Annotated in this window: 15 protein-coding genes; 13 read left to right on the top strand and 2 right to left on the bottom strand. The window is 60.1% G+C overall.

Annotated elements, in window-relative coordinates:
* Positions 1–86: 86 nt before the first annotated feature.
* The 3 genes from prfB (at position 87) to Q0X23_RS15575 (ending at position 3,279) form a co-directional block, all read left to right on the top strand.
* Positions 87–1,185 (top strand): peptide chain release factor 2 gene (prfB, locus tag Q0X23_RS15565; protein ID WP_297861111.1). Its coding sequence is split into 2 segments (ribosomal slippage): positions 87–137 and positions 139–1,185, totalling 1,098 coding nucleotides; the frame shifts between segments, so codons are not numbered across the junction.
* Positions 1,186–1,262: 77 nt separating this feature from the next.
* Entirely contained in the window at positions 1,263–1,796 is a 534-nt protein-coding gene (locus Q0X23_RS15570; protein ID WP_297861112.1) for a response regulator transcription factor, read from the top strand.
* 1,084 nt (positions 1,797–2,880) lie between these two features.
* Positions 2,881–3,279 (top strand): hypothetical protein, encoded by a 399-nt coding sequence (locus Q0X23_RS15575; RefSeq protein ID WP_297861113.1) that lies wholly within the window; start codon positions 2,881–2,883, stop codon positions 3,277–3,279.
* 273 nt (positions 3,280–3,552) lie between these two features.
* Here the strand turns inward: Q0X23_RS15575 and acs (Q0X23_RS15580) are convergent, their stop codons facing one another.
* Positions 3,553–5,499, bottom strand: a complete 1,947-nt coding sequence (gene acs / locus Q0X23_RS15580; RefSeq protein WP_297861114.1) for an acetate--CoA ligase — start codon at positions 5,497–5,499, stop codon at positions 3,553–3,555.
* Between the two features lie 182 nt (positions 5,500–5,681).
* On the opposite strand from acs (Q0X23_RS15580), the gene Q0X23_RS15585 reads away from it, so the two are divergent.
* From Q0X23_RS15585 to Q0X23_RS15630, 10 genes are all read left to right on the top strand, one after another.
* Entirely contained in the window at positions 5,682–8,321 is a 2,640-nt protein-coding gene (locus Q0X23_RS15585) for an AMP-binding protein (protein ID WP_297861115.1), read from the top strand.
* Between the two features lie 268 nt (positions 8,322–8,589).
* Positions 8,590–10,473, top strand: a complete 1,884-nt coding sequence (acs, locus tag Q0X23_RS15590) for an acetate--CoA ligase (RefSeq protein WP_297861116.1) — start codon at positions 8,590–8,592, stop codon at positions 10,471–10,473.
* A gap of 352 nt (positions 10,474–10,825) precedes the next feature.
* On the top strand, positions 10,826–11,080 hold the full coding sequence (locus Q0X23_RS15595; protein ID WP_297861117.1) for a DUF4212 domain-containing protein: 255 nt from the start codon (positions 10,826–10,828) through the stop codon (positions 11,078–11,080).
* Positions 11,081–11,091: 11 nt separating this feature from the next.
* On the top strand, positions 11,092–12,819 hold the full coding sequence (locus tag Q0X23_RS15600) for a sodium:solute symporter family protein (RefSeq protein WP_297861118.1): 1,728 nt from the start codon (positions 11,092–11,094) through the stop codon (positions 12,817–12,819).
* A gap of 54 nt (positions 12,820–12,873) precedes the next feature.
* Positions 12,874–13,311, top strand: a complete 438-nt coding sequence (locus tag Q0X23_RS15605; RefSeq protein ID WP_297861119.1) for a hypothetical protein — start codon at positions 12,874–12,876, stop codon at positions 13,309–13,311.
* 4 nt (positions 13,312–13,315) lie between these two features.
* Positions 13,316–15,121, top strand: a complete 1,806-nt coding sequence (locus tag Q0X23_RS15610; protein ID WP_297861120.1) for a putative nucleotidyltransferase substrate binding domain-containing protein — start codon at positions 13,316–13,318, stop codon at positions 15,119–15,121.
* Positions 15,122–15,159: 38 nt separating this feature from the next.
* Complete coding sequence (locus Q0X23_RS15615) at positions 15,160–15,765, top strand: PolC-type DNA polymerase III (RefSeq protein ID WP_297861121.1); 606 nt, start codon at positions 15,160–15,162, stop codon at positions 15,763–15,765.
* Positions 15,766–15,870: 105 nt separating this feature from the next.
* Positions 15,871–17,379, top strand: coding sequence for an ABC transporter substrate-binding protein (locus Q0X23_RS15620; RefSeq protein WP_297861122.1), 1,509 nt, complete (start codon positions 15,871–15,873; stop codon positions 17,377–17,379).
* 360 nt (positions 17,380–17,739) lie between these two features.
* Positions 17,740–18,693, top strand: a complete 954-nt coding sequence (locus Q0X23_RS15625) for an ABC transporter permease (protein ID WP_297861123.1) — start codon at positions 17,740–17,742, stop codon at positions 18,691–18,693.
* Positions 18,690–19,535, top strand: a complete 846-nt coding sequence (locus Q0X23_RS15630; RefSeq protein WP_297861124.1) for an ABC transporter permease — start codon at positions 18,690–18,692, stop codon at positions 19,533–19,535. Before Q0X23_RS15625 ends, Q0X23_RS15630 begins: the two co-directional genes overlap by 4 nt.
* A 7-nt stretch (positions 19,536–19,542) precedes the next feature.
* On the opposite strand, the gene Q0X23_RS15635 is transcribed toward Q0X23_RS15630, so the two are convergent.
* The gene (locus Q0X23_RS15635; RefSeq protein ID WP_297861125.1) at positions 19,543–20,268 is read right to left on the bottom strand and encodes a GntR family transcriptional regulator; all 726 of its coding nucleotides are present in this window, start codon (positions 20,266–20,268) and stop codon (positions 19,543–19,545) included.
* Between the last annotated feature and the right edge of the window lie 35 nt (positions 20,269–20,303).

The raw sequence follows: 20,303 nt of genomic DNA on the forward strand, positions 1-20,303 counted from the left end.
CTGTTGTGCTGTCGATTGAAGGCCATCGGGGGTAGATCCCCGGCTGCGTTTGACGTTTGCCCTCAGAAACCCTAGACTCAGGTGCTATGGATTTGCAGACCCTCCAACACCGACTCGAGGCCCTTCGGGGGTATCTTTGACATCGCCGGTAAGGAAGCCCGGCTAGCCGAACTCGAGCAACAAATCAACGATCCCCACCTCTGGGACGACCCGGCCCACGCCCGCAAGGTTTCGCAGGAGTCGGCCCGGCTGCGCAGGGTGGTGGAGGGGTTTAAGCGCCTGGAGTCCGACCTGCAGGGGCTTCTGGAACTCTGGCCGGAGCTTATGGCCGAAGAGCGGGAGCAGATGCAGCCCGAACTCGAGCGGGCCGGGCGCGAGCTCGAGGACCTCTACCACCAGACCCTGCTCTCCTTCCCCTACGCCGAAAACGCCGCCATTGTAACCATCAAGCCGGGCGCTGGGGGCACCGAGGCCTGCGACTGGGCCCAGATGCTCTACCGCATGTACACCCGCTTCGCCGAGCGCCACGGCTTTACCCTGGAGCTGATTGACCTGGAGCCGGGGGCCGAGGCCGGTATCGATTACGCGCAGTTCATCGTGCGGGGCGAGAACGCCTTTGGACTGATGTCCCCCGAGGCCGGGGTACACCGTCTGGTGCGGCCCTCCCCTTTCAACGCCCAGGGCAAGCGCCAGACCAGCTTTGCCGCGGTAGAGGTCATGCCTGAGGTAGACGAATCGGTGGATATCCAGATCGCCCCCGAAGACCTGCGCATAGACGTAATGCGCTCGCAGGGCAAGGGCGGCCAGGGTGTGAACACCACCGACTCGGCGGTGCGGGTAGTACACCTGCCCACCGGCATTATTGTGAAGTGCCAGGTGACCCGCAGCCAGCAAAAAAACAAAGAGATGGCCATGAACATCCTGCGCTCCAAGCTTTTCGAGATTGAGTACAAGAAAAAGCAGGAAGAAATGGCCCGGCTCAAGGGCGAGGCCCGCCCCATCGAGTGGGGCAGCCAGATTCGCAGCTACGTGCTGGATAAGCAGTACATCAAGGATCACCGCACCGGCGAGATGCGCCACGACCCCGAGAACGTGCTGGACGGCGACCTGGAAAGCCTGATCTGGGCGGGGCTCGAGTGGAAAGCTGGTAGAAGAGAAACCGTGGCCAGTGCCGAGGAAGAATAAGGTGGCATCAAAGTCTTAAGTCCTCAGGGCCTCCCTTTCTCACCCAAGCCTGGTGGCCCTGTACCTACCATCAAAGTATGGCGCCGGTGCGAAAGGTGCATAGCGGGGTGCCCACGCTCGAGCTGCACGGCCTGGCGTTGGTGCGTGACCTTGATGGCCTGCAGGCCCATCTTGTCCTCGACGCGCCCTGGGGTTTTGCCCTTCGGGAATCAGAAGCCTGGCCCCGCCCGGTGCTGGTGCTCACCGGCAACCCCTGCCCCCACTACCTGCGCGACCTTTTGGAGCACGACCCCGACGGCCTGATTGTCACCCCGGTGGGGCCCGAGGGGGTCAGGGAGGCTCTGCAGCTCGTGGCGGAGGGCCACAAAATTCGCCACCTTCCCGAACTTGGTCCAGACCCCCTGTGCCCCCGCGAACGGGAAATTCTTCGTCTGGTAGCTCACGGACTGACCAACATCGAACTGGCGAACCATTTTGGGCTCAGGGCCAAAACGGTCAAGAACTATGTGAGCAACATTTTGGATAAGCTGGGACTTAAAAGTCGGGTTGAAGCAGCGCTTTACTACTTTGGGGTACACCCCTGTTTTACATCTGGAGCAAACAGGACATAGTCCTGAGTAGAGCACGGACTTAGACTCTTTTCAAGGCACCGGTTATGGCCTAACGTGAGCTACCGATAGTAGAAAGAGCATAAGCAGGGGGCAGGGTTATGAGGTGTTTCTTGACTTTTCTAGTTTTTGCTCTGGTCAACACAATCGGACTAACACAAGCAAGTGGTCCAACACAAGATAGATGCTGTTGCGATTCGGGCTCACCAAGTTTCGTGAAGGATGTGAAGCCCGATAACGCAGAGCTCGATCCAGGCGGCGGAGGTTCTGGCGGTGGCTCGGGAGGGGGTGGTGGAGGTGGTTCGGGCAACCCCGGAAATCCCGGTTCAGGCGGTGAGGGTTGTAATGTCGTTTGTGAACGTGTTTGCCAGTTGGTGAGCGCTCTATCTTGCGCAGGTGCCTCCCCCAGTTGTGGCCCAAACGCGCCTTTTTGCGCAGCCGGTTGTACAGTTGTCACGTTCTGGGCTTGCCAGGACATTTGCAATTGCAGACCTCGATGAAGTTAGTTTCAGGCTGCCTCTTTTTGACAAAACATCTCAAGGAATACTGTGTATTTATGTTACACATCACTGGTTCATCATAGATAAACATTTAGGCTCGAGCCCCATCCTGGAGGTTAATCACATGAATGCATCAAGGTACATTTCGGCTGGTAATCGCCGTCTTGATCGTTTTGCTTGGCCCGCATGCCCTGGTGAACTTTGTCCCACAACTTCAACTGAGAGAAATGCAAGGGCTGGCGCTCGCAGCGTATGGCCTTGGCCACTCACTGGGTTTGTTCACTTCTGAATCTTACAGGCAATGGCCGGGTTACCCGTATACCTATGGCCTTAATGGCATGATTATGTTCTTGAGTTTTGTTTGGATCATTCGAACCGCTTTCGTCATTACAAGTTCCCATGGAACGACGGTATTGGCGACTATGTTGGTGGCAAGCAGTCTACCTTTACTTGTGGGATTTTTGCTAAGTCGATTTGAAATACACCGAGAAACAGCTAAGAGTTAGATTCAGCAGCAATCTGCCTTCCTACGGTCGCTAAATAGTTTGTACAACCGTGATGAGCTATATTTGCTACGATAGCTGTAGATGCACCTGCCAACCATGAAAAATCTACGATTTACCCCACTAAAATTGGCAGAACTGCTGATTGTTCTGTTGGTCTACCCGGTTCCTTGGCTAGTATCCTACCTTGCTACTGGCTCTTATGATCCGATGATTGGGTTTAGCCTTGGTTTCAGTTTATCTGCAGGGGTGCTTGTGGGTATTTTCTTTCGCACCAGTCAAAAACATCGTGGTATCCGGTTCGCCGCACTAGCCTTTGCAGTGGTGTTGGCCGTTTGGGTCTTCGGGACAGTTCGAGGCTTGTATCCCTCTGTTCTTCAGCAAAATATGGCGATACTCGCAACGCTCACAGCCTTACTGGGTTTGGTTCTTGCTTTGCTTGACCGGAGTCTTGATTCAGTGGAAGTGAACCCCAAATTTTGAAAGGTTCAACGCTTCCAATCGCCCATGGTGAAGTCGCTTCCTTGACAAAACAAAGTTGGCTGAACACGCAAAATAATAGACAAAAGGAAGCTTTATATCCTCAGGTCAGAGCGGTTCTGTGGGTTACCTTAATGACCAGGGCAGGATAGCTCGAGAGTGGTTCGCTATATCGGGTACACTACGCCCTAGCGTGTGAAGCGCAATGCGATGGGTGGCAAGCCTGCTAGGTATGTGAGCCCCTCGAAGACCTGTTCGTAAGTGCAGTTGTAGCAATTACTGCGCGGGCGTTGCCTTAAGCCGCTCCACCACCGCCCGGTCTTCCAGGGTGCTGGTGTCGCCCTTGATCTCCTCGCCCGAGGCCACCTGTCGCAGCAGGCGGCGCATGATTTTGCCCGAGCGGGTTTTGGGCAGGGCATCGGTCAGGCGAATCTCGTCGGGGCGGGCGATGGCCCCTATGGCCTTGACCACGTGGGCCTTGAGCTCGCTGGCCAGCTCGGCGCTGGGGGTCTGGCCGGTTTTGAGGGTTACGAAAGCCACAATGCCCTCGCCCTTGATGGGATCGGGGCGGCCCACCACCGCGGCCTCGGCCACGGCCGGGTGCGATACCAGGGCGCTCTCCACCTCCATGGTGCCCAGGCGGTGACCCGAAACATTGAGCACGTCGTCCACCCGGCCCAGAATCAGATAGTAGCCATCCGCATCACGCCGGGCCCCGTCGCCGGTGAAATAGTTGCCGGGGTACTGGGCAAAGTACTGGCGCTCGAACCGCTCAGGGTCACCCCAGACGGTGCGCAGCATGGAGGGCCAGGGTTTTTGGATAATCAGATGGCCGCCCTCGTCCGGGTTGTTCACGGGCTGGCCGGAGGTGTCTACAACTTCCGGCAGAACGCCAAAAAAAGGCTTTCCAGCATGGCCGGGCTTCATGGGATGCACCCCCGGAAGGGTGGTAATCATAATGCCGCCGGTCTCGGTCTGCCACCAGGTGTCCACAATGGGGCAGCGCTCCTTGCCGACCACCTTGTAGTACCACAGCCAGGCTTCGGGGTTGATGGGTTCCCCCACCGAGCCCAGCAAGCGCAGGCTGTCAAGGTTGTACTTGCGAGGCCACTGCTCGCCCCACTTCATGAAGGCGCGTATGGCGGTGGGAGCGGTATAGAGAATGCTCACGCTGTATTTTTCGATGATGTTCCAGATGCGACCCTCGTCGGGGGCGTTGGGGGCCCCTTCGTACATGAGGGTGGTGGCCCCGTTTTGCAAGAGCCCGTACACCACATAGCTGTGGCCGGTAATCCAGCCCACGTCGGCGGTGCAGAAGTAGGTGTCGGTATCCTTGAGGTCGAATATGTACTGGGCGGTCAGGTAGGTGTAGACCGAGTAGCCGCCGGTGGTGTGCAACACCCCCTTGGGCTTACCGGTAGAACCCGAGGTGTAGAGGATAAAAAGTGGGTCTTCGGCGTCCATGGGCTCAGGCGGGCAGTCGGGGGAAGCATTGACCATAAGCTCGTGATACCAGTGGTCGCGGCCCGGCTCCATGTGTACCTCGTTTCCGCAGCGCTTGACAACCACCACATTCTCGATGGACTTGGCGTCCGCCAGGGCTTCGTCGCTGTTGGCCTTGAGGGGCACCACACTCCCGCGCCGCCAGCCGCCATCGGCGGTGATGAGCACCTTGGCCTGGGCATCGTTGATGCGGTCAGCCAGCGCCGAAGCCGAAAAACCGCCAAACACCACCGAGTGCACCGCGCCGATGCGCGCACAAGCCAGCATGGCAATGGCGGCCTCGGCAATCATGGGTAAGTAGATGGTGACGCGGTCACCCTTCTTGACGCCGAGCCCCTTGAGCACGTTGGCAAACTTACTTACCTCGCGGTGGAGTTGCTGGTAGGTTAGGGTGCGTGCGTCGCCCGGCTCTCCCTCGAAGATGATGGCGGCCTTGTTGCCGCGGGTGGCCAGGTGCCGATCCAGGCAGTTGTAGGAGAGGTTGAGCTGGCCGCCAATGAACCACTTGGCGTTGGGGGGGTTCCACTCGAGCACCTTGTCCCAGGGTTTGAACCAGTGTAGCTCCGAGGCCACCCGGCTCCAGAACTGCTCGGGCTGCTCGAGGCTCTCGCGGTAGAGGGCCTCGTAGTCCTCGAGACGGCGGAGCCGGGCCGACTGCCGGAAGGCTTCAGAGGGCTGAAAAACGCGTTCCTCTTTCAAAACCGCTTCTATTTTTTCCATATTCGACTCTCCCGCATTCAACAAGCACCCGTTCTTTTGCAAGTGAGCATAGGCGGCCTGGATAGCAACGTCAAGAAAAAGTCGGCTTTGTCGAATGTAAGAAATAAGGCATTACTTGACAGTCTGTTGTAACATCGCCATCATATCGCCAGAACATCTGTTGCACCACCAACCGGATTGCTATGGCCCAAAGCCGTAAACTCACCACCGTTCAGGCCGCCTTGCGGGTTCTGGCTTACCTGGCCGAGCACCCAGAGGGGGTGGAGGCCGCCAGACTGGCCGCTTTCCTGGGCAAAAGTCTTTCCACCGCCTATGCCTTGCTGGCCAGCCTGGTCTCGGAAGGTTTTGCCGAACGGGAGGGCAGCACCTACCGGCTATCCAGGACAGCCCTGGCGCCCGCCCCGACCCGCCTGGCCGAGCCAGAGAAGCTGAGCGATGCGCTGGAAGAGCTGTACCTGCGTACCCGTGAACGCTCCTACCTGGCCTTGCTCAACCACGAAGGCAGGCTGCGCCTGTCTACCAGGGGACGGCAGGGTTTGCCCAAGCTGGCCGGGCTGGAAGAGCAGGTATTCGAGGGTTTTCATGCCCTGGCCCTGGGCAAAGCCGTCTTGGCGTTTCTAGATGCCGAGGCCCAAGCACCCCACCTGCAAAACCTCCGGGCCTTTACCCACCTCACCATTACCGACCCCCTGACCCTCGAGGAAGAGCTGACCAAGGTACGCCAGATGGGGTTTGCGGTAGAACTCGAGGAACATGCCGATGGCATCTCCGGGGTGGCTGCACCCATCTTTGGCCCGGATGGGGTGGTGATGGGCGCTTTGGGGGTGGTGGTGCCCTCGAGGCGGTTTCCCTACGCTTTTACCCGACTGGTACAGGCCGTGCAGGAGGTGGCCCGGGCGGCCTCGAGCCGTTCGCGGGTAGAACCACCCCAGGGTGAAGCCAAGCCCCTCCCACCCAGCGAGCCGGTTTACCTGGGTTCGGCTAGCGAAGAGACCCCGGTCTGGGCCCCCAAGGCTTTAGTAGAACAGGCCAACCTCCAGGATTACCCATCGGAGCACCGCAAAAGCCTGGAACACCCCGAGGCCTTTTGGGGGGCCTGGGCCGGGCGGTTTCACTGGTTCACCCCCTGGAGACAGGTACAGGAAATTAGCGCCCCCAACCACCGCTGGTTTGTGGGAGCCACTACCAACATCACCTACAACGCCCTGGATCGACATGCCGAGGGCCCCCGCCGCAACCAGCTGGCCCTGATTGCCTTAGCAGGCGATGGCAACGTTCACAAACTGACCTACCGCGAACTGCGCGACCTGACCGCCCGCCTGGCCGGGGGGCTCTTGTCGCTGGGCATCAAGCCGGGCGACCGCGTGGCGGTCTATATGCCCACCAGCCTCGAGATGGCCCTGACTTTTCTGGCCTGTGCGCGCATTGGGGCGGTGCACGTGGCGGTTCCTGCGGGGTTGGGGAGTCAGGCTCTACGCGAACGCTTACAGGACACTGGGGCCCGTTTGCTGGTAGCCGCCGACCGCATGTACCAGGGTGGGCGCACCCTTCACTTCACACACCTGATCGAAGAGGCCACCCAGGGCCTGGACATACCGGTGCTGTGGTTTAGCCGGGGGGGTGCTCGCAGGTCGCTGGAGTTTTGGGATTTGCTCGAGGCCCACCGCCCCACCACCAGGGCCCTACCAGTGGACAGCGAACACCCCCTGTTCATCCTGTACACCTCGGGCTCCACCGGCAAGCCCAAGGGGGTGGTGCACGTGCACGGGGGCTATATGGTGGGTATCACCTACCACCTGCGCACCCTGTTTGACCTGAAGGAAGGCGAAATCTCCTGGGCCACCGCCGACCTGTCCTGGATAGTGGGGCATAGCTACGGCCTGTACGCCCCATTGCTCGAGGGCCTGACCACCGTACTGCGGGCCGAACGGCTCGACTACCCAGACCCCAACAGCTTCTACGAGACCCTGGAGGACTGCGGGGTCAACGTCCTGATCATCAGCCCCACCTGGCTGCGCACCCTGCGCAAACACGGCGACGAGTTTGCCCAGAAGGCCCACCTGTCCGACCTGCGGCTGGTGGCCAGCGTGGGCGAGTACCTGGCCCCCGAGGTCTGGCACTGGGCCGCCAAACACCTGGCCCACGTGGTAGATCATTGGTGGCAGACCGAGACCGGCGGGCCCTGCCTCTCCACGCCCCTCTGTATGCCTGCCAAGCCCGGCAAGGTGGGTTTTCCGCTGCCTGGGGTCGAGGTACAGGTGGTGGATGCAGCGGGGCGCGAACTTCCCCCGGGTCAGAAGGGCCATCTGGTCATCCGTCAGCCATTTCCCCACTTTATGCGCACCTTCTGGAACAACGACGAGCGCTACGTCGAACAGTGGAGCCGCATCCCAGGCTGCTACAGCACCGGCGATATTGCTGTGCGCGACAGCGAGGGCTACATAGCAATCCTGGGCCGCTCGGATGACGTGATTAAGGCTGGGGAAATGCGCATCGGCACGGCCGAAATCGAGGGGGCCATGCTTTCGCACCCCTCGGTGGCCGAGGTTGCAGCGGTCGGGCTTGCCAACCCCGAGGTAGGCGAGGTGATCAAGGTGTATGTGGTGCTCAAAACCCGCGAGGCGAGCCTCGAGGTACGCACCATCCTGGCCGACAAGCTCCAAGCCCACCTGCGCCGACAGCTTGGCAGCATCCACCTCCCCACCGAGGTTGAAATTATCGATCAGTTGCCCCGAACCAAGAGCGGCAAAATCCTGCGCCGCCTGCTCAAAGCCCAGGAACTCGGCGACGATCCAGGCGACCTCTCCACGCTGGAACCATGAAGGCTATCCGAGCGCTTACCAAGCCGTCGTCCTTTTGCCGCCGGTGCAGTTCAGGCGGCCCATTCCGGGAACTTGCTGCCCCTGAACTAATACCGGATTCAAAAAGACAGTTCAAAAAACAAAAACCCATAGGTTGTCTTTTTGAATCCTAGAGCACTCCCTTCGGTCGGGTTAGTTCGTCACCCTTCGGTGACGAACTAACCGAATCTGGTATAAAACGGCATTTGTCTCTCAGTCTCTCTGCAAAAATACACCCTCAGGAGGCCCCATGGAACTCGAGCAACTGCTAAAATCCAAGGTCAGTTACCAAGCCCCCGCCGCCTTACGCCAAAATGCCAACATCCCGGACTTCTGGGCCGAATATAACCGCAGCCTGCAAGACCCCGAAGCGTTTTGGGGTGAGCAAGCCCGGCAGTTTAACTGGTTCGAGCCTTTTGAGCGGGTGCTCGAGTGGAACTTCCCCGACCACAGGTGGTTTTTGGGTGGGCAGACCAACATCACCTACAACGCCCTGGACCGCCATGCCAAAGGCGCCAAGCGCAACCAGGTAGCCCTTTTGTACCTGGGCGAGGACGGCAGCGAGCAAAAGCTTACCTATGGTGAGCTTCTGGATCGGGTTTCGCGCCTGGCCACCGGGCTAAAAAGCCTGGGGGTGCAGAAGGGCGACCGGGTCATTATCTACATGCCGCTCACCCTGGAAGGTGTGATGGCCATGCTGGCTTGCGCCCGCATCGGGGCCGTTCACTCGGTGGTGTATGCGGGCCTGGGGGTTTCGGCCCTACGCGAACGCATTATGGACGCAGGGGCCAAGCTCGTCATCGCAGGGGATGTCTCCTACCGGCGGGGCAAGCCGGTGGATCTGGAATCCATCGTGCTCCAGGCCATCGAAGACCTGGACGTGCACACGGTCTGGTTCAGCCGCAGCAAAGCAGTTCCAGAGGGGCCGCGCTTCCACGATTTCAACCTGCTGCTCTGGTCGCACAAGCCCGAAGCCGAGGCCATTCCCCTGGATAGCGAACACCCCTTATTCATCCTTTATACCTCGGGCTCCACCGGCAAACCCAAGGGGGTGGTGCACGTACACGGGGGCTACATGGTGGGCACCGCTTACCACCTGCGCTCATTCTTCGACGTGAAGGACACCGATGTCTACTGGGCCACCTCGGACATCGGCTGGATTGTGGGGCACAGCTATATTGTGTACGCACCGTTGCTGATGGGCATTACCAGCGTCCTGCGCGAGGGCGCGCCCGACTACCCCAACCCGGCAGCCCTCTGGCAGGCTGTGGAGCGGTATCGGGTGAATGTGATGTTCACCGCCCCCACCGCCGTGCGCATGTTCATGAAGTTTGGGCCCGAGTGGCCCGCTCGGCACGACCTCTCTTCGCTGCGGTTCATTGGCGTGGCCGGCGAACCGCTTAACCCCGAGGCCTGGCAGTGGGCGGTTGAACACCTGATGGATGGCGGCCAGCGCGGTTTTGTGGCCGACAACTGGTGGCAAACCGAGCTGGGCGGCCCCACCCTGGGTACCCCCCTGACACTGGAGGGCAAGCCCGGTTTTGTGGGGGTGCCTCTTCCGGGCGTGGAAGCAGCGGTGGTGGATGCGGATGGCAACGAGGTAGCGCCCGGAACAGGGGGTTTGCTGGCCCTGAGGCGCCCGTTCCCCCACATGATGCGCACCGTTTGGGGCAACCACACCCGCTATACCCAGTACTGGACGGAAATCCCCGGGAACTTCTACGCCGCCGGCGACGTGGCCAGCAAAACCGCCGAGGGCTACTTCACTGTGCTGGGCCGCGCCGACGACGTGCTCAACGTGGCCGGGCACCGCATCGGCACGGCAGACGTGGAGAGCGCCCTGGTCTCGCACCCCGCTGTAGCCGAGGCCGCCGTGATTGGGGTGCCCGACCCCATCAAAGGTGAAAACATCAAAGCTTTTGTGGTACTGCGAATGGGGCACGAAAAAACCCAAGCGCTCAAGACCGAGATTGTGCAGCACGTGAGGCTCGAGCTCGGCCCCATCGCCACCCCCGGCGAGCTGGTGTTCCTGGACAAGCTCCCCAAAACCCGCAGCGGCAAAATTCTTCGACGCTTGCTCAAAGCCCAGGAGATGGGGCGCGATCCCGGCGATCTAAGCACGTTGGAAGAGTAGCTTTTCATAAGCCCAAGTTATGAGCTGATAAGGGATTCCCCTGTATCCGTTGCACAAAAGGCCTTGAAGGCTACCTCGAGACATGCAGGGGTGTTCTGCTTAGATTCAGCGCTCAAACCGCATTGCATGGACAAATCCTGCGCTGCGCTTTTCCTCCAGCGAAGCTACGTTCGACTCGAGCGTGGCTCTCATTAATCAAATAAAAGCGACGACTTTCGCACATATACAAAAACATCAAATAACTTGCCAGACTACTATCTCGGTGTTAGATTCATGGCGCAAGTCTGAAAAGCGCTAAAGCGACCACCCCAATGGCTCTGGTGGCCGGACTTGTGTTACATGGAGGTTAGGCATGGATAAAGCTAAGGCCGATGCGTACTGGAAGGCCAACATCAGCCTGATCCGTAACCTGCTTATCGTATGGGCAGTGGTTTCTTACGGTTTTGGCATTTTGTTGGTTCAGCCCCTCAACAATATAAAGCTCGGGGCCGTTCCGCTGGGCTTCTGGTTTGCCCACCAGGGTTCCATCATCATCTTCGTCATCTTGATCTTCATCTACGTTTCGCAGATGAACAAGATTGACCAGCAGTTCGACGTATACGAATAGGGGTGCTGCTCATGAGCGTAGAACTCTGGACCTGGATCATTGTGCTCCTGACCTTTGGCTTGTACGTGGGAATTGGAATCTGGGCGCGGGTGCGCGAAACCGAGGGCTTTTATGTAGCCGGACGCGGCGTCCCCCCCATTGCCAACGGCATGGCCACCGCCGCCGACTGGATGAGCGCGGCTAGCTTCATCTCGATGGCGGGCCTGATCTCCACCCTGGGCTACGACGGCACCATCTACCTGATGGGCTGGACTGGCGGCTACGTGCTGCTGGCCTTGCTGCTAGCCCCCTACCTGCGCAAGTTTGGTAAGTTTACCGTGCCCGACTTCGTAGGCGACCGCTACTACTCCCAGACCGCCCGTGTGGTGGCGGTGGTGGCGGCCGTCTTTGTGTCGTTTACCTACGTCATCCCGCAACTGGTAGGGGTAGGTACGGTTTTTGCCCGCTATCTGGGAGTTCCCAGCATTACGGGGTTGTGGATTGGGGTGGCTGTCACAGCACTTTTTGCAGTGCTGGGCGGCATGAAGGGCATTACCTGGACCCAAGTAGCCCAGTACACCGTTTTGATTATTGCCTATCTGATTCCCGGTTTTGCTATTGCCAGCATTCTTACCGGCAACCCCATCCCCCAACTGGCCCTCACCTTTAGTGACATCACCACCCGCCTCAACCAGTTGCAGGTGGACTTGGGTTTTACCCAGTATACCCAGCCGTTCCAGCGCTTCGACATGCTCAATATATTGCTCATCACAGCATGTTTGATGTTCGGCACGGCGGGTCTGCCCCACGTGATTATCCGCTTCTACACCGTACCTACCGTGAAGGACGCCCGGGCCTCCGCTGGCTGGGCTCTGCTGTTTATCGCCCTGCTTTACACCACCGCCCCGGCCATCTCGGTGTTTGCGCGCTATAACCTGATCAACACCCTCAATGGCAAATCCATTGAAGAAGTGCGGCAAATCGACTGGGTGGCCAAGTGGGAGAAAACCGGCCTGCTGCGCTTCGTAGACAAGGACAACAACGGCATCATCACCATCGCCAAGGGCAACGCCTTCAAGTTCATTCCGGGCACGACCCGCCCCGACGTGAATAACCCCGATACCTCCAGCGCCAACGAGGTCTTTATCAACAACGACATCATCGTGCTGTCTACCCCCGAAGTGGCCAAACTAGCTCCGCTAATCATTGCTCTGGTGGCGGCTGGAGGTCTGGCGGCAGCGCTTTCCACAGCCTCGGGGCTTTTGATTGTTATTTCCTCGGCGCTCTCGCACGACCTGTACTACCGCATCATCAATCCGCGGGCCACCGAGGGCCAGCGCTTGTTGATTGCCCGCATCGGAATTCTGCTGGCCGTGTTAATTGCCGGTTACTTCGGGCAGAACCCACCAGGCTTTATTGCCCAGTTGGTGGCCTTTGCCTTTGGGCTTGCGGCCAGCAGCTTCTTCCCCGCCATACTCCTGGGCATCTTCGATAAACGCACCACCCGCGAGGGGGCCATTGCCGGGATGATAGTGGGGCTGGTCTTTACCGCCAGCTACATCATCGGCACCAGCTACTTTGGCATGCCCCGCTGGTTCCTGGGCGTGAGCCCGGAGGGTATCGGCACGGTGGGCATGGTGCTAAACCTTGTCATCACCTACTTTGTCTCCCGCATGACCCCCGAACCTCCCAAAGATGTGCAGGAGCTGGTGGAGTCGGTGCGGATTCCACGCGGCGCCAAAGACGCCCATTATCACTAGCTAACCGCCGGGGTGGGCAGACGCCCACCCCAGTTTTTTGGGTAATATCACGCTATGGCTGGCAACATGGAATCTGCAAAAAAGAGTCCTGTTTACGTGCCCCCCGACCTGACCCTGCGTTTGCTGAGGCTTTTGCTGGGGATTTCGGGGTTTTTGTTTTTGTTTTATACCGTGGGCCACTACCTGACCGGCTGGCCCTTCCCCACCCCCGTTGACCTGCTGCGTATCGCCTCGGCGGTGGTGCTGGGCGGCTTGCTGGGGCTGGTTTTTTCCCGTTTTTGGCCACTGCCCCCCAAACCTGGCCTGGAGCGCATTTTCCGCATCTTCTTTCTTTTGCTGCCCGCCCTGCTGTTTGGCTATGCCTTGCAGGTGTTTTTGGGGGCCAATCAGGCCCTGAGCATCATCCTGCCCCTTTCGGCCTGGCTCGGCTCGGGGTTGATTATTCGTCTACCGGAAGAGGGGCAAAAGGCTCCAGAAAAGTCGGCAAAATAGGGCTGTGAACCCGATTGAGTTTGTTCGTGAGCAAGCGCCGTTTCACCTGCTGCCAGATGAGGCCCTGCATCAGGTAGAACGCGGCCTGGAAATTACTTTTTACCCCAGGGGAAGCAAGGTTTTAGAGCGCAACGGCCCCAAGAGCGAGCATTTGTATATGATTCGCAAGGGGGAGGCACGCCTCGAGCGCGACGGGCAGACTGTGCTGCACCTTGAAGAAGGGGAGGTATTCGGCTACCCTTCCCTCCTTTCGCAGGACACCCCCGCTTTTGACGTGGTGGCCGAAGAAGACCTGCTGGTGTACCGCTGGCCCTGGGCCGTATTCCAAAAGCTGCTGGGGTACCCCGCTTTTGCCGAGATGTTTACCCGGGGGCTGGCCGAACGCCTGCGGCTTTCCACACGGGCCGAGGGGTTGGGCCTGGTCAATGTCGATATGGCCCTGCCGGTTGGGAAGCTAGTCACCCGGCCCCCGGTGTTTGTGCCCCGCTCCTTTACGGTGGGCGAAGCAGCCCAGGTCATGCGCAGCCACCAGATCAGCTCGGTACTGGTCGAGGGCGAGCCGGTGGGCATCCTGACCGACCGCGACTTGCGCAACCGGGTACTCGCTGCCGGTAAGGGGCCCGACACACCCCTGCAAGAGGTGATGAGTGCCCCGGCCAAAACCCTGCCCGCCAGCACCCCGCTGTTCGAGGCCCTTTCGTTCATGGTGCGTCAGGGCATTCATCACCTGCCCCTGGAGCAAGACGGGCAGATTATCGGTCTGATTACCGACACTGTCTTCATGCGCCAGCAGACCAAAAGCCCGCTCTACCTGCTGCGGCGGCTCGAGCGCACCCGCAACCCAGGCGACCTGGCAGGCTACGGCCAGGAGCTCTCGGGTGTGGCCGAATCGCTCTTGCTGGGCGGGCTGGGCGCCAGCGAAATTGGCCGCAGTGTAAGCGCCCTCAACGACCAGCTTGTTCGCATTCTGCTTGAGCTGGCCGAGGAACGGCTGGGGCCGCCCCCCACCCCCTACGCCTGGATCGTCTTTGGTTCCGAAGGGCGCATGGAGCAAGCCCTCCTCACCGACCAGGACAACGCCCTGGTCTACCAGCAGGACACCCCCGAGGCGGCGGCCTATTTTGAGCAACTGGCAGACTTTGTGGTGAATGGCCTGATTCAAGCCGGCTTTCCCCCCTGCCCTGGGGGTTATATGGCCACCCGGTGGCGCAAACCGCTATCCGAGTGGGAGCAGCTCTTCCGGCACTGGCTCGAGGCCCCCAAACCGCAAGAGTTGCTGGAAGCGCAGATATTCTTCGATTTCCGAGCCGTACACGGTGAACTTTCGCTCGAGCCCCTCGAGCGTATTCTGGCCCAGGGGGCCGAAAAGAGCATCTTCCTGGCCCAGCTGGCCAGGGCCTCGCTGCAGTTCCGCCCGCCCATTGGATTCTTCCGCCAGATCAAGGAGGAAGACGGCGGGGTCGACCTCAAAAAGGGCGGCATCGCCCCCATCGTGAGCCTGGCCCGGGTCTATGCCCTGGAGGCCCGCAGCCTGGCCAAAGGCACCGTGGAGCGTTTACAGGCCGCGGCTCGAGAGAACAAACTCAGCCCAGAAGGTGCCGAGACCCTTATAGAGGCTTTTGGATTCCTGATGCGACTGCGCCTGCGCGAGCAGCTGGTGGCGCTGCGCCGCGGCGAGACACCCAGCAACAAGGTGCCCCTGGAAAGTCTCTCGCCCCTCGAGCGCCGCCACCTCAAAGAAGCCTTCTCGCAGGTGCGCGAGGTGCAGGAGGCCATGAGCCACCGCTTCCACACCGACCGGCTGGGTTAATCACATCCAGCTCCAGTCGCGATAACGCGCCTTTTGCTATGAAGCTCTGGCCTTTTTCCAAAAGCCCTGCCTGGAACGAGGTTATCTACTGGGCTCTGGATCTGGAGACGAGCGGACTTAGCCACGACGATCAGATTCTTTCCGTGGGCATGGTGCCCATCCGCAAGGGCATCATCGAGTTTGGCGCACACTATTACAGCCTGGTTCGTCCCATAAGACCCGGTGCGCTCTCCGCCGAAGGCATCAAGGCCCATCACATCCTGCCCGGGGAGCTGGACAGCGCCCCTCCACTCGAACAGGTGCTCGAGGAAATCAAGGCACGTATCGGTCACGGTGCCCTGCTGCTGCACTATAGCTCGGTGGATTTGAGTTTTTTGCAGCGATACTTCCACGCCACTGGCAAGCCCTGGGTCAGGCCGGTGGTGGTGGATACGGTGGTCTTGCTGGCCCGACTGGGCGAACGGCGCAGGCAGCTCGAGCCGCATGCCAAGCCCTTCCCCACAGGGCTGGCAGCCGCCAGGGCCACATTTGGCCTGCCAGGACATCTGGAACACCACGCGCTTTGGGATGCCCTGGCAACGGCCGAGCTTTTTCTGGTACTCCGCCATGAACTCCAGGCACGCACCCTGCGGCAGCTCATTTGAGACAAATCCTGCAATAGCCGATGGTGGGACACCTGTACCACTTGAGTACCAAAGTTTTGTGGCATAGAATACAGCCGAGCAGCCCTAAGCTCAAAAGGAGGCGCTATGAAAGGTCGCAGGTTTGGTTTCTTAATGGCCTTGATATTGGCAATGGGGTGGTCTTTTGCCCAGACCCCGGTACGAGGCGGCACGCTGCAAATAGGGGCGGATGCCTCTCCCTCGGGTCTCGACCCCCACGTGGCCACGGCTTTTGCTTCGTTCATCGTGACCGGCCAGATCTACGAGGGTCTTACCGAAATTGACGAGCGTTTACGGCCCCGCCCCGCCCTGGCCGAGTCCTGGACGGTTAGCCCGGACGGCCTGACCTACACCTTCAAGGTGCGCTCGGGGGTCACCTTCCACGACGGCAAGCCCCTAACCGCCGGGGATATCGCTTTCTCCATCAACCGCGTGCGCGACCCCAAGACCGGCTCCCCCATCGCCAGCCGGGTCAACCTGATCAAGGATGTGCGGGCAACCTCCCCCACCCAGCTGGTTGTCGAGCTTTCCCAGCCGTTTGCCCCCATGCTCATTGAGTTGGCAAACATTGCAGTAATGTCGGAAGAGTACGTCAAGGCGGGCAACGACATGCAGCGCAGGCCCATGGGCACGGGGCCCTTTGCCTTCAAGGAATGGGTGCCCGATACCTACATCCTGCTCGAGCGCCATCCCCGCTACTGGCGGCAGGGGCGGCCCTACCTGGATGCCCTGCGCTACAACATTGTTCCTGATGCAGCAACCCGCCAGGTTGGCCTGGCCAGCGGCACCTATCAGTTCCTGCCCAACATTGACCCCTCGCTGGCCGTGACCCTGCGCAACACCCCCAACGTCAAGCTCATCACCACCCAGGATCTGGCCTACAGCCTGATTGGCATGAACGTCTCGCGCAAACCCTTCGACAACCCCAAAGTACGCGAGGCCCTCAACTATGCCCTCAACCGCCAGCAGATTGTGCAGGCGGTCTACTTTGGTAACGGCACACCCGCCGGGCCCCTGGGGCTGCGCTCCTGGGCTTCGCCGCAGAGCGCCTTCCCCTGTTACAGCACCAACCCTGCGCGGGCCAGGGAACTGCTGGCCCAGGCAGGCTACCCCAATGGCGTGGACTTTGGCATGATCGTGATCGGCTCCAACAAAACCGTGGTGGATGCCGCTCAGGTGGTGCAGCAGCAGCTCGCCCAGGCCGGCTTCCGCGCCAGGGTCGAGGTGTTGGAGCAAGGCAAGTTTATACAGGAGTGGCGCAACTCCAACTTCGATACTTTTGCTTCCATCAATGGCGGTAACGCCGACCCCGACGGCTATCTGTTTCGTACCTTCTCCACCGGCGGCTCGACCAACGTTTTCAAGTACTCCAACCCCACGGTAGACCGCCTGCTCAACCAGGGCCGCACCACCGTAAACGACGAAGCCCGCCGCCCCATCTATGCCCGTTTGCAAGTAGAGCTGGCCTGCCAGGGGCCCATCGCGCACCTGGTCTACGGCACACTGTTCTCCGCCGCCCGCGAAAACGTGCAGGGCTTCAAGCCCATTCCCACCCGCTCGCTCATCTACCTGCGCGATACCTGGTTGGCTCGGTAATACCGGATTCAAAAGGACAGTCTACAAAACAAGAACCTCATAGGTTGTCTTTTTGAATCCTGGAGCACACCCCTCCCGAACGGTTGGTGAAGAAAGCGTCTCCCTTCCAAGGGGCGGTATCGCCCTGCGCTACGCGGATAACTTCGGCCCTGTTGATTCGTTGCCATTCGGTAAGGAATCAACCAAATCTGGTATAAAGGGCTCGAGCTCCGTGCTTTTGTGGGACTGCGGGTTCTATGCCCCTGGTCACCCCGGAATCCTCTGGGGCCCAGCCTGGACTCTAAACCAGGCGCATAGCAAGCTTCTGGGGCATCGCGTACCGCTGGAGCCGGCGGCGACCCTGGGTTCTATGTTCTCCTCATGATGCTTTCCTTTCTTGTCAAACGCTCGCTCGACCTCCTGTTCGTGTTGTTTGGGGTCTCGGTGCTGGTTTTCCTGATGATTCGGCTCATCCCCGGCGATGCCGTGCAGATCATGCTGGGGGCCAACACCGAGATTACCCCCGAAGGGCTTGCCGCCCTGCGTGAAAAGCTGGGGTTGAACAAGCCCATCTTCGTGCAGTACTGGGACTGGCTCAGCGCCGCCCTGCGCGGTGACCTGGGGCAAAGTATCTGGACAGGCAGGCCCATCAGCGAAGAGATCTTGCAGCGCTTGCCCATCACCCTGGAACTGACCGTCCTTTCCCTGGTTATCGCCATCGGGCTGGCCATTCCGGTAGGGGTGTTGACGGCGTACTGGCGGAACTCGAGCGCAGAATACCTCATCCGGCTCTTTTCCATTACCGGGGTGACCCTGCCCTCCTTCTGGCTGGGCACTTTGCTCATCTTTCTGGTGTTCAAGCTGGCCCCCGGCTGGCAGAGCCTGGGCTACGTACCTTTCAGCCAAGACCCCTGGGGGCACCTCTCCCGGCTGGTGCTACCGGTCGTCACCCTTTCCCTGCCCATGCTGGCGGGTCTGAGCCGGGTACTGCGCTCTTCACTGCTGGATGTGCTAAATCAGGACTACATCCGCACTGCCCGATCCAAGGGGCTCTCCGAGCGGGTGGTGCTCTACAAACACGCCCTGCGCAACGCCATGATTCCCCTGGTCACCGTGATTGGGATTCAGGTGGGCTATCTCTTTGGGGGCGCCATTGTGGTAGAGCAGGTGTTTGCCATTCCAGGGATGGGTCGCCTGATTTTAGGAGCCATCAACGAGCGCAACTACCCGCTGATCCAGGGTGCCATCCTGCTGGTTACCACGGCTTTTGTGCTGATTAACCTGCTGGTAGACCTGATCTACGCCAAGCTCGACCCAAGGGTGGAGTACGCATGACCCTCACCTGGCAAAAAACCCTTTGGCCCCTATTGCGCAATCCACTGGGTTTGCTGGGGCTCTTACTGACCCTGGTGGTCGTGCTCTGTGCCCTGCTCGCCCCTACCCTGGCCCCCTATAGCCCCGTCGAGCAAAATATCCTGACCCGGCTTTCCGGCCCCACCAGCGCCCACTGGCTTGGCACCGACCAGTTTGGGCGCGACCTTCTTTCCCGCATCCTCTTTGGCTTTCGCAACTCCTTGATGGTGGCCTTCAGTTCGGTGTTCATTGCGGTGCTGGTGGGCACCTTGTTGGGGGTCTCGGCGGCGTATGTGGGCGGCTGGTACGACCGCGTGGTCATGCGCCTGATGGATGTGCTCCTGGCTTTCCCAATTATCCTTCTGGCCATTGGCATCATCGCCATGCTGGGGCCCAGCCAGTGGAACGCAGCCCTGGCCATTGGCATCGTCTACATCCCCACTTTTGCCCGCCTGACCCGGGGGCCAGCTCTGGTGGTTCGCAACACCGATTATGTACAGGCAGCCATAGCCATTGGCGCCAGCAATCGCCGCGTCATCCTGCAGCATATTTTGCCCAACCTGGCCTCGGTGGTTCTGGTGCAAACCACCCTGGCCCTTTCCACCGCCATTCTGGTGGAGTCCTCGCTGGCCTTTTTGGGACTGGGAACCCAGCCGCCCAACCCCTCGCTGGGCCAGATGCTATCCGAGGGCCGCGCCTACCTGACGCTATCTCCCTGGACCTCGGTGTTTTCGGGGCTGGCCATTCTGGTGGCTTCGCTCGGATTTAATCTGCTGGGAGACACCCTACGCGATACCCTTGACCCTCGGCTGCGGGGGCATTAGCGCCGCCTCAGCGATTGCTGCGCAACTCCGCCACAAAATCGTAGCGGTCACCCCGGTAGTGGCTGCGGGTGAACTCGAGCACGCTGCCATCGGCCAGGTAGCTCAGCCGCTCGATGTAGAGCACCGGCTCATCGGCCCGAATGCCCAGGAGTTCAGCCTCCTGCCGACTGGCCGCTACCGCACGCAAGCGTTGAAGGGCCCTGGCCGGACGCAAACCCTTGCTTTCCAGGTAGGCATAAAGCGAATCCTTGACTTCTTCCGGGTTGGGCAGCAGATGCGCAGGCAGGGCGGCCCGCTCGACGGCCATGGGTTCGCCCTGGGCGCTGCGGACGCGCTCGAGGCGGGCTACTTTTTCCCCCGGTGAAAGCGAAAGGGCCAGCACCTCTTCTGGCGAGGCTGTAAACAAACCACGCTTCAGCCAGCGCACTTTGGGTTCCAGTCCCCTGGCCCGCATATCCTCACTAAAACCCGTAAGGGTGGAGAGGGGCTGCTCGAGGCGGGGGGCTACGTAGGTGCCCGAGCCCTGTCGGCGCTGTACCAGACCCTGGGCCTCGAGGCGCTCCAGGGCTTTGCGCAGGGTGAGCCTCGAGACCCCAAATTGATGGGCCAGTTCCCGTTCTGGGGGCATGGCCTCACCCGCTTTCCAGGTATCCGAAGCCAGTGCCTCGCGTAAAACAGCCTCGAGTTGCAGGTACAGCGGTGTAGCCGAATGGGTGTTCAGTTTAGCGTGCATAGGTTATTTCGTATTATACCACTTGCGTACCAATA

The sequence above is a fragment of the Meiothermus sp. genome, assembly GCF_026004115.1.
Taxonomy (GTDB): Bacteria; Deinococcota; Deinococci; order Deinococcales; family Thermaceae; genus Meiothermus.

What these genes read in the sequence shown, in the direction of transcription:
- Q0X23_RS15570 (WP_297861112.1), top strand. Translation starts at nt 1,263, where the DNA reads ATGGCGCCGGTGCGAAAGGTGCATAGCGGGGTGCCCACGCTCGAGCTG.
- Q0X23_RS15575 (WP_297861113.1), top strand. Translation starts at nt 2,881, where the DNA reads ATGCACCTGCCAACCATGAAAAATCTACGATTTACCCCACTAAAATTG.
- acs (WP_297861114.1), bottom strand. Translation starts at nt 5,499, where the DNA reads ATGGAAAAAATAGAAGCGGTTTTGAAAGAGGAACGCGTTTTTCAGCCC.
- Q0X23_RS15585 (WP_297861115.1), top strand. Translation starts at nt 5,682, where the DNA reads ATGGCCCAAAGCCGTAAACTCACCACCGTTCAGGCCGCCTTGCGGGTT.
- acs (WP_297861116.1), top strand. Translation starts at nt 8,590, where the DNA reads ATGGAACTCGAGCAACTGCTAAAATCCAAGGTCAGTTACCAAGCCCCC.
- Q0X23_RS15595 (WP_297861117.1), top strand. Translation starts at nt 10,826, where the DNA reads ATGGATAAAGCTAAGGCCGATGCGTACTGGAAGGCCAACATCAGCCTG.
- Q0X23_RS15600 (WP_297861118.1), top strand. Translation starts at nt 11,092, where the DNA reads ATGAGCGTAGAACTCTGGACCTGGATCATTGTGCTCCTGACCTTTGGC.
- Q0X23_RS15605 (WP_297861119.1), top strand. Translation starts at nt 12,874, where the DNA reads ATGGCTGGCAACATGGAATCTGCAAAAAAGAGTCCTGTTTACGTGCCC.
- Q0X23_RS15615 (WP_297861121.1), top strand. Translation starts at nt 15,160, where the DNA reads ATGAAGCTCTGGCCTTTTTCCAAAAGCCCTGCCTGGAACGAGGTTATC.
- Q0X23_RS15620 (WP_297861122.1), top strand. Translation starts at nt 15,871, where the DNA reads ATGAAAGGTCGCAGGTTTGGTTTCTTAATGGCCTTGATATTGGCAATG.
- Q0X23_RS15625 (WP_297861123.1), top strand. Translation starts at nt 17,740, where the DNA reads ATGATGCTTTCCTTTCTTGTCAAACGCTCGCTCGACCTCCTGTTCGTG.
- Q0X23_RS15630 (WP_297861124.1), top strand. Translation starts at nt 18,690, where the DNA reads ATGACCCTCACCTGGCAAAAAACCCTTTGGCCCCTATTGCGCAATCCA.
- Q0X23_RS15635 (WP_297861125.1), bottom strand. Translation starts at nt 20,268, where the DNA reads ATGCACGCTAAACTGAACACCCATTCGGCTACACCGCTGTACCTGCAA.